The following is a 12,488-nucleotide window of genomic DNA, read 5'->3' as shown; positions in this document are numbered from 1 at the left end:
TCGCCGGATCGAAGTAATCAGGCGCGAGTCTTCGCGTCGTACATCTGCAGGATGACATCGGCGTCAGTCCCGAGGTCAGGGCGAGTTCAGCCCGTGCTCGAATGCGTAGACCACCAGCTGCACTCGATCGCGCAGGTGCAGCTTGGCGAATATGCGGCTGATGTGTGTTTTCACCGTCGCTTCGCTCAGGTACTCCAGCTCGGCGATCTCGGAGTTGCTCAGCCCGCGGGCTGTGAGCCGGAAGAGCTCCTTCTCCCGCGCAGTGAGGGTCTCGAATGCGGCCGGCACCGTCGGAACCGGAGGCGTCGGAGTGAAATGCGCCAGCAAGCCGGTCGTCGCGGACGCGGCGATCACCGAGTTTCCGGCATGGACCGTACGGATCGCAGCGAGCAGAAACTCAGGGTCGGCATCCTTGAGCACGAATCCGCTTGCGCCCGAACGAATGGCTCGCGCAGCGCTCTCGTCCAGGTCGAACGTCGTGAGTACCAGAATGCGCGGAGGTGTGTCGGAGGCGGCCAGAATCTGCTCGGTCGCGGCGATACCGTCGAGCACCGGCATCCGGATGTCCATGAGCATCACGTCGGGAGTGACGGACGCTGCGAGTTCGACGGCTTCTCGTCCGTTGCCCGCCTCCCCGACGAATTCCAGGTCGGGCTGGGAGGAGATCAGCATGCGAATGCCGGCTCGGAACAGCTGCTGGTCGTCGACCAGCGCAACTTGGATACGATCGGAACTCACGTCGTGCCCTTCGTCGAGGGGGTGGTGGTAGGCAACCACGCCGTCACAGTCCATGACGAGGCGTCGCCGGTCGCAGTGCAGGTTCCGCCGGAGAGGCCGGCGCGTTCCTTCATGCCGGCCACTCCGTGGCCGGATGATTCCGCGGCGGGAAGCCCCGGGAACACACTGTTTCGTACCGTCAGTTCGACGCCGGCAGAATCCGATTCGATGGCGACGGTCACCGGCGAGTTCGGATCGCCATGGCGCAGTGCATTGGTCAACGATTCCTGCGCGATGCGGTACAACGCAAGATGCGCTCCTGCACCCAACGACACGTCGCCGGTGTCGATCGAGGAGTCGATGTTCAGGCCGGTGGCGCGCATCTGATCGAGCAGACGCTCCAGGTCGCCCGGACCGGGGGTCGGTAGATCGCCTTGGCTGTGGCGGAGCTGCCCCAGCAGCACCCGGACGTCGGACAGGGCCTCGCGCGCGGTGTCGGAGATCGTCGTCAGTGCAGTGTCGACGGCCGCGGGGTCCAGTGCACGCACATAGCGTGCGCCATCGGCCTGAGCGATCACCACGGCCAGGGAATGCGCCACGATGTCGTGCATGTCCCGGGCAATTCGGTTGCGCTCCTGTTCGATTGCCACTTCCTGCTCGGCTCGCGCCTGATGCACCTCGGCGAGCTCGCGCGCGTGTGCCGATTCGATGGCTGTACGCCGGGCGTAGGCGAGTCGACCGAGCGCCCAGGACAGCCCGAGCATGGCCCACAGCGCAGCGAGGAGAACGGCGGCCTGCAGCAGCCTCGGTTCCTGAAATCCTGCATCCGTGGGCGCCCCGAACGGATTGCCGTCCACGAACGCCAGGTACAGCGCCGCTATCACTCCGCCGACGACGGCCGAGGCGAGACCGAGGCGTCGAACCACGTTGTCGCCGTACGCGGCCGAGCAGTACAGAATCGCGAAGATCGCTGTATCCGCCGACAGGGGGAGCACTCCGCTGACCATCTGTACGACGGCCAGCACCCAGGCGAGCGCCAAGGACCATCGTGGTGATCGGCGCCGGATGGACAATGCGATGCCGAACCCGATCAGAACAGCTGCGCCCGGAGAACCGGAGGATTGGCTCAGAGTCGACGGCAGCAGGAGCAGAACGAAGACCACGGCGTAGGTGACATCGAGCACCTGCCGTGAGATCGAACGCTTGCGCAGCACTCGATCAGACTACGTGGATCAGTTGGTGCGGCGACGAGCCTTCTCGAGCGCGGCCAGTGTCGTCAGCACGGTGGTCCGCTGACGTTCGAGATCCTTCATGCGAGCGCGTGCGGGGAGGCCCTGTACGCCGTCGAGTGCGCTGATCTGCTCGTCGACGGAGGTGAGTTGGCCGAGCAACTTCTCCACGCGGGACTGCAGTTCGATCGCATCGATTCCGGTGACACCGGCCTGCGACTTCTTCGTCGGTGCCTTCGCCGGAGCGGACGTCGACGAGGGTGAGGCCGGTGCGTTCACCGCGGCAGCGGCCCTGGGGCGCAACGCCTTGCGTACGGCGGCCGGGTCGGGGAGCTTCTCGAGCCGAATGCGGTTGAGGACCTCACGCGCATCGCGGGCGGTGACGCGGTACTCGCGCTCCTCGTCGTCCTCGGACGCCAGGGTGCCGCCCAGGGGGCGCAGACCGTACATGCCGATGAAGTGCTTGGCCTCGTCGATGACGGCTTCCTTCTCGCGGCACAGACCGCAGCGAGGCTCGTTCCTGAAGGTTTCGACGCTGTCGGTGCTGCCGCACCAGACGCACCCGCCCGGCGTCCATCGAGCAATTCTGACGGTAGTAGTTCCAGCCGGGCCGTTGAGAGAGTGCGCGTCGATCACGACGAGTCATCTTAGGTGACAACAAAACCCGCCCCACACACCCCCGTCTCGCGAGCTGCATATTCCGGTCGTCGACGTGACGTAGTTCATGCAGTGCGGACGGAGAGTGGGTGGGGCGGGTTCCGGTCGAGCGAAACAGACCTGAAGGTCGGGAGTGGAGCCTGTGGAACGACCCAGGGGTACTATGCGCTGCCGTTGAAAAGGCTGGTGACGGAACCGTTTTCGAAGACCTCGCGGATGGTGCGGGCCAGCAGGGGTGCGATCGACAGCTCGGTGAGCGTCTCGAAGCGCTTCTCGTCGCTGATCGGGAGGGTGTTGGTGACGACGACTTCCTTGGCACCGCAGTTGGCGAGGCGCTCGGCGGCCGGGTTGGACAGAACGCCGTGAGTGGCGGCGATGACGACGTCGCCCGCGCCTGCTTCCTTGAGAACCTTCACCGCGCCCGCGATGGTGCCGCCGGTGTCGATCATGTCGTCGATGAGGATGCAGGTGCGCCCCTCGACCTCGCCGACGACGCGGTTGGACTTGACCTGGTTGGGCACCAGCGGATCACGCGTCTTGTGGATGAAGGCCAGCGGTGCGCCGCCGAAGGAATCCGCCCACTTCTCGGCGACGCGGACGCGGCCGGAGTCGGGGGAGACGACGGTGATGTGCTCGAGGCTGTACTTGCCGCGGATGTGATCGGCGAGCTGGCTGTGCGCGTGCATGTGATCGACGGGGCCGTCGAAGAAGCCCTGAATCTGATCGGTGTGCAGGTCGACGGTGATGATGCGGTCGGCACCTGCGGTCTTGAGCAGATCGGCGACGAGGCGAGCGGAGATGGGCTCGCGGCCGCGGTGCTTCTTGTCCTGGCGGGCGTACGGGTAGAACGGGAGGATCGCGGTGATGCGCTTGGCCGATCCACGCTTGAGAGCGTCGATCATGATCAGCTGTTCCATCAGCCAGGTGTTGAGCGGGAACGGATGCGACTGCAGAACGAACGCGTCCGATCCGCGGACCGACTCCTCGAAGCGCACGAAGATCTCGCCGTTGGCGAAGTCACGCGCCGTTTGCGGGGTGATCTCGATGCCGAGTTCCTTGGCGACCTGCTCGGCCAACTCCGGATGTGCTCGACCAGAGAACAACATCAGGTTCTTCTGGTTGTCGATCCAATTGGGGGTGCTCACTGCTGTTCGCCGTCCTTTTGTTCTTGCCGATCACGATCTGCGAGCGCCGCTGCCTGCGCAGCTTCGGTTCCGGGCCTGTTGTCGATGACCCAGCCTTCGATATTGCGTTGCTTGCCACCGGAGACGGCCAGCGCGCCGGGAGGAACATCTTCCCGAACCACTGTTCCTGCGCCGGTGTAAGCGCCGTCGCCCACGTGAACGGGAGCGACGAACGTCGAGTCGGAACCGGTCCGTACATGGGATCCGATTTCCGTGCGGCTCTTGTTGACGCCGTCGTAGTTGGCAAAGACGTTGGAGCAACCGATGTTGCTGTGGTCGCCGATCGTGGCATCGCCGACGTAGGTCAGGTGCGGAACCTTGGTGTGGTTGCCGATCGTCGCGTTCTTGGTCTCGACGTAGGCACCGAGCTTGCCGCCGGTGCCGAGAACGGTGCCCGGACGCAGGTAGGTGAACGGTCCGACGGTGGCATCCGGTCCGATCACGGCCTGCTCGGCGTGGGTGCGCACCACCGACGCGCGTTCCCCGATCTCGACGTCACGCAGGGTCGAATCCGGCCCGACGACCGCGTCGTCGGCGATATGGGTCTTGCCGTGCAGCTGAACACCGGGCTCGAGGCGAACGTCCGCACCGAGAGTGACATCGATGTCGATCCACGTGGTCGACGGGTCGACGACGGTGACGCCTGCCCGCATGTGCCGCTCGATGATGTGGCGATTGAGTACCGACGTGACGTGCGAGAGCTGCACGCGATCGTTGACGCCCACCACCAGGTCGGGATCGGCGAGTTGGGTGCCGTAGACGGCTTTGCCGTCGGCCTTGCTGATCTTGACGACGTCGGTCAGATACAGCTCGTGCTGGGCATTGGCGGTGCTGAGCTTGCCGAGTGCGGTCCGCAGCGCCACCGCGTCGAACGCGTAGACGCCGGAGTTGACCTCGCCGATCAGCACCTGAGCGGGAGTGGCATCGGCGTGTTCGACGATCTCGGCCACCTCGCCGTCGTCGGTGCGAACGATGCGGCCGTAGCCGTTGGCATCGTCCGGGACGAAGGTCAGCACCGTCGCGGCCGCGGGACGCGGGGCGCTCAGATGCTCGTCGAGCAATGCCTTGAGGGTGTGGCCGTCGAGCAGAGGGACGTCGGCCGCGGTGACGAGGATCGTGCCCTCGAAGTCGTCCGGGAGCGCAGCCAGGCCGCACTGCACCGCATGGCCGGTACCCAACTGTCGATCCTGAACAGCGGTATGGATGGTGCGACCCAAGGTGGCCGCGAGATCGTGCACAGCGGAAGAGACTCGTTCACGATCGTGTCCGACGACGGTCACCAGGTGATCGGGCCCGAGGTCGGCGGCCGCGTGAAGGGCGTGCGCGAGCATCGTGCGGCCGGCCAGAGGATGCAGAACTTTCGGGGTCTTCGAGCGCATTCGGGTACCTGCACCCGCAGCGAGAACGACCACGGCGGTCTGCACAGGCATTGAGCTCCTCAGGCGGTAACGCGAAAGACGGGCATGCGTGAATGATGTTGCTCGCTCCGCCGCCAGGACTCGAACCTGAACTATCTGAACCAAAATCAGAGGTGCTGCCATTACACCACGGCGGATAATCGACCGGTGGTACAGACAGTGGCCGACGAATCGAACGACGCATTCGTCAAGCCGTTGCGCTCCCACCGAGCGCAACGATCCTCGCATGAGAGGTAGTGGTGAGTCGAACCGCGACGTATAACAGACCTCCTCTGTCGTTCCCGCAGGCACGCCAACCGTCCAGTCTGGTCGTTCCGCAGGCTCCACTCCTGCCTGGATCGGGCATCGCTAGGGTGAGGTGGTCGTCGATTCCGGCGTCAGGACGTGCACGGTCGGTAACGGAAGCGGTTTCCATGTCAGCCTCGGAGCAAGAACGCTCACCTCGGGTTCGGATGACCGGGACTCAACGTCGTGAGCAGTTGATCGAGGTGGGACGGACGCTGTTCGCCGAACGTGGCTACGAGGCCGCGTCCGTGGAGGAGATCGCCGGACGCGCCAACGTGTCCAAGCCGGTCGTCTACGAACATTTCGGCGGTAAAGAAGGCCTCTACGCCGTCATCGTCGACCGTGAGATGTCCACGTTGCTGGGGATGATCACCAAATCTCTCGATCTCAATCGGTCGCGAATCCGCGTGGAACGTGTCGCGCTCGCGCTACTGACCTACATCGAGGATCGGACCGACGGTTTCCGCATTCTCGTTCGTGATTCCCCAGCCTCTGCCGAGGACGGTAAGTACTCGTCCCTGCTCAACGAGGCCATCGGACGCGTCGGACACATGCTGGCCGGAGACTTCTCGCGTCGCGGCCTCGATCCCGAGTTCGCCCCGATGTATGCCCAGGCCCTGGTCGGAATGGTGTCGATGACGGCGCAGTGGTGGCTGGACGTGCGCACTCCCTCGAAGGAAGTGGTGGCGGCACACGTGGTCAACCTGTGCTGGAACGGGTTGACAAACCTGGAGGCGGACCCTCGACTGACCGAGGAATGAGTACCTGGTTTCGTCTCTTCGCGGCGAAAGAGGGGGTATCGTCCCCTTTGTCGGCCATGAGAGCTGCGTCACTCACGGCACAGTGCACAATCGGACCGATGCATGTTGGCATGAGACGTAAAGCCACTCAGTGGTACCGTTCGGGCGTAATTTGCGCAGTGTCAGTACAGAATCGCGAAGGCGGATCCTATGGTCAGGCAGGCCCGCGCTGAGATAACCCGCGACACCGTGCTCGCGGGCGCAGCGAATGTATTCCTGCGCCTCGGGTACGCGAACGCGAGTCTCAGCGAGATCATCTCTCAGTCTCAGGTCACCAAAGGCGCTCTGTACTTCCATTTCGGTTCCAAGGAAGAGTTGGCGCGTGCGGTCATCGACGAGGGAAACGCTCGTCTGACCACTGCCTGCTCGCAGTTCAACGACGGTCGCATCCCCGCACTCGAAGCGGCTATCGGCATCTCCTACATCGTCGTCGATCTCTCGGTCAGCGATCCCATGGTCTCGGCCATGCTCCGATTGAGCCATCAGATCGGTGACTACCGAGGCACCGAGGGCAATGTGATGGCCGGGTGGAGCGAGTCGTTCGACAGGCTCGCCGCCAAGGCAATTGCGCAGGGCGACATCGATCCCAACTCGGATTCACGCACCATCGGTTCGCTCGTACTCGAGATTCTCACCGGCGTGCACATGGTTGCGGTTGCCACCTCCACCACCGAGGAATTGCCGTCGCGCATGGAGCGCCTCTGGTACTACCTCCTGCCGGCCCTTGTTCCTGCCAACAAGTTGGACTACTTCCGCGAGTTCGCGGCTCGTCGAGTCATCCGCTTCGGCCCGTAACTCACGAGTTCTTCGCAACGAAGTCTGCGATGTCCTCTCGGAGTCCATCCGGGTATTCGCCGTTGATCGCGTGTGAGGCGTCCGGATAGAGCCGCACAGTCCCGTCGGGAAGCGTTCTTTCTGCTGTGGTGACTGCGTCCCCCGCGTCGTGCATCACGGATTTTCCTGCGATGACGGCCAGCACCGGTGCGTCGAGAGTCGACAGGCGCTGATCGGTGATGCGGGTGGGCTGCGGCAGTTTCAGCGAGTAGCCCTGCATTCCGGCCTCGATCATGTCTGCAATCGGAACGTTCTGGACCTCTGCACCGCACGCGGTGTACGAGTTGAAGCCGTCTCGCCAGGACTTCGGCAGCCACGGTACGGCGGCAGGGAGGGCGCGGATCGCGGTGCTCCAGGGGATGTCGGAAAAGACCTCCACCGGGTCGATCAGTGTGAGGGAGGCGATGCGGGAGCTGTCGTGCAGTGCCAGGTTCGCCGCCGTCCACCCGCCGATGGACAGCCCGATCACGTGCACCTTGTCGGCGGGCAGAGCCGCGAGGGTCTGCGCGAGCCAGTTTGCCTGATCTTCGTCACCGGAGATCGGACGTTCTTGAATACTGCGACCCGGTTCGCCCAGTAGATCGACGGTGTAGACGTCCCCGATCGTCAGCAGGCCCGGAAGATTCGCTGCCCAGACCGGGGTCGCGGAGGACCGCCCAGGCAGGAGCAGTAGCGGGTGCGTCGAGCCGCCGGTGCCCGCAAACCGATAGACGCGGACGACGCCGTAATCGGTGCGAACGTCGAGCGTCTCCGCCGGGGCGGGCAAGTCCTCGAAAGCGCGGTCGTATGCGGCGAGAAATCGATCCTCGCTCTCTGCGCTGTTCCAGTGCCCGACAGGTGAGGGGGATCGAAGCGCGAACGTGAGGGCGAGCGCGCCGACGGTCAACGCCCCGGCGGCGACCTTCAGGTATCGACGGCGTGGGTGCGGTACTCGGTCGTTCATGTCCGGTCTCCTAACCGATCGGTAAGTATTTCGACCGTACGGTAAGCTGGCGGTTGTGGCAACGAGAGAACCGAGCTTCATCGAACGCACCCGGCGCGCGCAGCTGATCGACGTCACGATCGCTGCGGTCGCCGAGCACGGATACTCGAACGTCTCGCTCGCGCGTATCGCAGACAACGCCGGCATCACCAAAGCGGCTGTGCTGTACCACTTCCGAACCAAGGATGCGGTAGTGGACGCGGCGTATCGATTCGTTCTCGATGCGCTCGTCGAGGACGTGGCTGCTGCGGTCGGGGATGTTCCAGCGCAGGACGGTCCTCAGGCGTACGTCCGGGCCATGGTCGGCCACCTCCGCGCTCACCCCCGGCACACGCGCATGCTGATCGAGGCGCTGGCAAACTCCACAGCCGGCCACACGCCGGAGCAGCGATGGCGTCCGTTGGCCGACCTCATCGACGCGTCGGTCCGTGCACGTGGGACGGACGGTGTCGATTCACGAACGCTCGCCATCATCACCGGCGGCGCGATCGACGCGATCGTCACCGAATGCCTGCACGACCCGCATTACGACTCGGCTGCTGCCGGCGAGTCACTCGCAGCGATGCTCGACGCAGCTCTGAGCTGAGCTCGCGTGTCTCCCGCCTGCCGAGGTGTCGGCGTACTCCCATAGACTCGACAGCGACTGTGCATGCGCAGCCGTCGCCTCGAATCGCTTGTAGGAGCATTGCTGTTGTCTTCCGATTCTCTGCCTGCCGTGTCGCCATCCGGGCCGGCCCCGATCGTTCCCGACGCGGCGCTGCAACTGTCGGGTCTGGCCAGCGTTGCGCTGACGGATTCGTCGATGGTGGCCGTCGCCGACGCGATCGGCACCGCCGAGCACACCCTCATCGGGCCGCACTCGGTTCGTCCGTTCGTCGCGGCCGCGATCGCGCAGCACACTCAGCTGTTGATCGTCACTGCCACCGGGCGTGAAGCGGACGATCTCACCGACGAACTCCGCCAGATCCTCGGCGGCGGCGTCGTGATGTTCCCGTCCTGGGAGACGCTTCCGCACGAGCGACTCTCACCGAGCGCAGACACCGTCGGCAAGCGACTGGACGTGCTCCGCCGGCTCGCTCGTCCCGGCAACACCGACTACGGCGATCCTCTGCGCGTCATCGTCACCACCGTCCGCTCGCTGGTGCAGCCGATGGCACCCGGTCTCGGCGAGATCGAACCCGTGACCCTGAAGGTCGGGCTCGACATCGACTTCGACGGCTTGATCCACCGGCTCGTCGAGTTCGGATACCTGCGCGTGGACATGGTCGGCAAGCGCGGTGAGTTCGCCGTCCGCGGCGGAATCCTCGACCTCTTCTCGCCGACGGCAGATCACCCGGTGCGCGTGGAATTCTGGGGCGACGAGATCACCGAACTCCGCGCGTTCGCGGTCTCCGATCAACGGTCGCTGCCCGATCATGAGGTCGAGCTCGTCATCGCGCCGCCGTGCCGTGAGCTGCTCCTCACCCAGGAGGTTCGTGACCGCGCCGCAGTGCTCGCCGCCGACAACGCGGGTGACACGGCGCTGGTGGAGATGCTGGACAAGCTCTCCGCCGGAGTTCCCGTGGAGGGAATGGAAGCGTTGCTTCCGCTGCTGCAGCCCGGTGAACTGCAACTGCTCGCCGATACCCTCCCCGCCGGAACGCACGTACTGCTGTGCGATCCTGAGCGAATCCGCACGCGCGCAACAGATCTGGTGCGCACAGGCCAGGAGTTCCTCGAGGCATCCTGGACGGCCGCATCGATCGGTGGAGCTGCGCCGCTCGATACCTCCACCCTCGACACGTCCAGCCTCGAAGGTGCGTCACTCGATCTCGGTGCCTCGGCCTACCGATCGCTTCGACAGGTACGCGAGTCCGCCCAGGTGCACGGCCGTCCGTGGTGGACCATCAGCCCACTCGCCTCTGGAAACGGCGAAGAAGTCGAACTCGCTGTCGATTCGGTCCCGGAGGTCCGCGGGTCCGAGGAAGCGCTGACGGCCCTGTTCGCCACCCTGCGGGCGCACATCGCCACCGGTGGCCGAGCCGTCATCTCCGTAGCGGGTGCCGGTACCGCCACCCGCATCATCGAACGCCTTGCCGAGGCCGAAGTGCCTGCAGCGCATCTCGAGTCCGGTGCGGTTCCGGTTGCCGACGTCGTCAACGTCCTCTGCGGATCGCTGCACGACGGCCTGGTGTTCCCCGATGCCAAGCTCGTCGTCGTCACCGAAAGCGATCTGACCGGCAACCGCGTCGCCGCGGCAGGGGAGGGGCGCAAGCTTCCGGCGAAGCGTCGCAATCAGGTCGATCCCCTCGCGCTCGTCGCCGGCGACAGCGTCGTACACGATCAGCACGGCATCGGTCGATTCGTCGAGATGGTCGAACGCACCATCGGTGGTGCCCGACGCGAATACCTCGTTGTCGAATATGCACCGAGCAAGCGGGGCCATCCCGGCGACCGACTGTTCGTCCCGATGGACTCGCTCGATCAGCTCTCGCGCTACGTCGGCGGCGAGCTGCCGTCGTTGAGCAAGCTCGGCGGATCCGACTGGGCCAATACCAAACGCAAGGCGCGCAAGGCAGTTCGCGAGATCGCCGGCGAGCTGGTGCAACTGTACGCCGCTCGTCAGGCAGCCCCCGGGCACGCCTTCGGGCCCGACACTCCGTGGCAACTCGAGATGGAAGATGCGTTCGGATTCACCGAGACGGTCGACCAGATGACCGCCATCACCGACGTCAAGGCCGACATGGAGAAGGCGGTCCCGATGGACCGCGTCATTCTCGGCGACGTCGGGTACGGCAAGACCGAAATCGCAGTACGCGCCGCGTTCAAGGCTGTGCAGGACGGCAAGCAGGTCGCCGTCCTGGTTCCGACAACGCTTCTGGCGCAACAGCATCTGCAGACCTTCACCGCACGCATGGCGTCGTTCCCGGTGTCGGTGAAGGGGCTCTCCCGCTTCACGCACGGGTCCGAGTCCAAAGAGGTCATGGCCGGGCTGGCCGACGGCACAGTCGATATCGTCGTCGGCACGCACAGGTTGCTGCAGACCGGTGTCGCCTGGAAGGACCTCGGTCTGGTCATCGTCGACGAGGAGCAGCGTTTCGGCGTCGAGCACAAGGAGCACATCAAGTCGCTTCGAACCCACGTGGACGTGCTGACGATGTCGGCCACGCCGATTCCGCGAACCCTCGAGATGAGCCTGGCCGGCATCCGCGAGATGTCCACCATTCTCACCCCGCCCGAGGAGCGGCACCCGGTGCTCACCTACGTCGGGGCGTACAACGACAAGCAGGTCGCCGCGGCCATCAGGCGCGAGTTGCTGCGTGATGGTCAGGTGTTCTTCGTCCACAACCGAGTCAGTTCGATCGACAAGGCCGCCAAGAAGATTCGTGATCTGGTGCCCGAGGCCAGGGTCGCGACCGCCCACGGTCAGATGAACGAGGAGACACTGGAACGCACCGTGCAGGGTTTCTGGCAGCGTGAGACCGACGTGCTGGTGTGTACCACCATCATCGAGACCGGCCTCGACATCTCCAATGCCAACACGCTCATCGTCGAGCGGTCCGATTCGCTCGGCCTGTCCCAGCTGCACCAGCTCCGAGGCCGAGTGGGTCGTAGTCGCGAGCGCGGTTACGCGTACTTCCTGTATCCACCGGAGAAGCCGCTCACCGAGACCGCCTACGATCGCCTTGCGACCATCTCGCAGAACTCCGACCTCGGTGCCGGTATGGCCGTTGCGATGAAGGACCTCGAAATCCGCGGTGCCGGAAACGTTCTGGGAGCCGAGCAGTCCGGGCACGTCGCAGGCGTTGGATTCGACCTGTACGTGCGGCTCGTGGGTGAGGCGGTCGAGGCCTACCGCGCCGCTGCAGACGGAAAGCCCATCACGACCGACGAGGCTCCGAAGGAAGTGCGCATCGACCTTCCCGTCGACGCCAACATTCCACCCGACTACGTCACCAGCGACCGGTTGCGCCTCGAGGGCTACCGAAAACTCGCTGCGGCAGCCGATTCTGCTGGCATCGACGCCGTCATCGACGAACTCGTCGACCGGTACGGGCCCCTTCCCGAGGAGGTCGGCCGCCTGGTCTCCATCGCGAAGTTGAGGCTGATCGCCAAGGAGTACGGCTTGACCGACGTCAACGTCGCCGGAACTCAGGTCAAACTGGCTCCGATGGAGTTGCCCGATTCCAAGCAGATTCGCCTCAAGCGGCTCTATCCCAGTGCCACCTACCGGGCGACAACCGGAGTGGTGCAATTACCGCTGCCACGCGTCGAGGGTGGCGGAGTGGGCGCGGCGCGCGTGCGCGACGTCGAATTGGTGCAGTTCATCGCCGATCTCATCCTATCCTTGGACGGGAAGCCATCTCGGTCGGTCTTGTTGGAGCAAACAGTGGGGGTGTAGC

At 64.8% G+C, this 12,488-nt stretch carries 10 protein-coding genes and 1 tRNA gene; 4 read left to right on the top strand and 7 right to left on the bottom strand.

Going from position 1 to position 12,488, the window contains the following annotated elements; genetic code table 11:
• Positions 1-75 precede the first annotated feature (75 nt).
• From BH93_RS20375 to BH93_RS20350, 6 genes are all read right to left on the bottom strand, one after another.
• Positions 76-672 carry a response regulator gene (locus BH93_RS20375; RefSeq protein ID WP_230592610.1) on the bottom strand — a complete coding sequence of 199 codons (597 nt, stop codon included), beginning with the start codon at positions 670-672 and terminating at the stop codon, positions 76-78.
• 62 nt (positions 673-734) lie between these two features.
• Entirely contained in the window at positions 735-1,931 is a 1,197-nt protein-coding gene (locus BH93_RS20370) for a sensor histidine kinase (protein ID WP_037175336.1), read from the bottom strand.
• An 18-nt stretch (positions 1,932-1,949) separates the two neighbouring features.
• The gene (locus BH93_RS20365) at positions 1,950-2,582 is read right to left on the bottom strand and encodes a hypothetical protein (protein WP_230592568.1); all 633 of its coding nucleotides are present in this window, start codon (positions 2,580-2,582) and stop codon (positions 1,950-1,952) included.
• A gap of 182 nt (positions 2,583-2,764) precedes the next feature.
• Positions 2,765-3,709 carry a ribose-phosphate diphosphokinase gene (locus tag BH93_RS20360; protein WP_052058862.1) on the bottom strand — a complete coding sequence of 315 codons (945 nt, stop codon included), beginning with the start codon at positions 3,707-3,709 and terminating at the stop codon, positions 2,765-2,767.
• Positions 3,710-3,744: 35 nt separating this feature from the next.
• A complete protein-coding gene (gene glmU, locus BH93_RS20355) occupies positions 3,745-5,217 on the bottom strand; it encodes a bifunctional UDP-N-acetylglucosamine diphosphorylase/glucosamine-1-phosphate N-acetyltransferase GlmU (RefSeq protein ID WP_037175335.1) in 1,473 nt (490 codons plus the stop codon).
• Between the two features lie 54 nt (positions 5,218-5,271).
• A tRNA-Gln gene (locus tag BH93_RS20350) sits at positions 5,272-5,342 on the bottom strand.
• A gap of 276 nt (positions 5,343-5,618) precedes the next feature.
• On the opposite strand from BH93_RS20350, the gene BH93_RS20345 reads away from it, so the two are divergent.
• Both BH93_RS20345 and BH93_RS20340 read left to right on the top strand, forming a co-directional pair.
• Complete coding sequence (locus tag BH93_RS20345; protein WP_080730482.1) at positions 5,619-6,251, top strand: TetR/AcrR family transcriptional regulator; 633 nt, start codon at positions 5,619-5,621, stop codon at positions 6,249-6,251.
• 189 nt (positions 6,252-6,440) lie between these two features.
• Entirely contained in the window at positions 6,441-7,085 is a 645-nt protein-coding gene (locus BH93_RS20340) for a ScbR family autoregulator-binding transcription factor (protein WP_032395696.1), read from the top strand.
• Position 7,086: 1 nt separating this feature from the next.
• Here the strand turns inward: BH93_RS20340 and BH93_RS20335 are convergent, their stop codons facing one another.
• Positions 7,087-8,067 (bottom strand): alpha/beta fold hydrolase, encoded by a 981-nt coding sequence (locus tag BH93_RS20335; protein ID WP_037175331.1) that lies wholly within the window; start codon positions 8,065-8,067, stop codon positions 7,087-7,089.
• A 55-nt stretch (positions 8,068-8,122) separates the two neighbouring features.
• Here BH93_RS20335 and BH93_RS20330 point away from each other — a divergent pair, with 55 nt between their 5' ends.
• Both BH93_RS20330 and mfd read left to right on the top strand, forming a co-directional pair.
• Complete coding sequence (locus tag BH93_RS20330) at positions 8,123-8,692, top strand: TetR/AcrR family transcriptional regulator (protein WP_037175330.1); 570 nt, start codon at positions 8,123-8,125, stop codon at positions 8,690-8,692.
• Between the two features lie 216 nt (positions 8,693-8,908).
• Positions 8,909-12,487, top strand: coding sequence for a transcription-repair coupling factor (gene mfd, locus BH93_RS20325; protein ID WP_242459245.1), 3,579 nt, complete (start codon positions 8,909-8,911; stop codon positions 12,485-12,487).
• The last annotated feature ends 1 nt before the right edge of the window (position 12,488 follow it).

It is taken from the genome of Rhodococcoides fascians A25f (assembly GCF_000760935.2).
In the GTDB taxonomy this organism is placed as follows: domain Bacteria; phylum Actinomycetota; class Actinomycetes; order Mycobacteriales; family Mycobacteriaceae; genus Rhodococcoides.
This window is presented reverse-complemented; position numbering and strand designations above follow the sequence as displayed.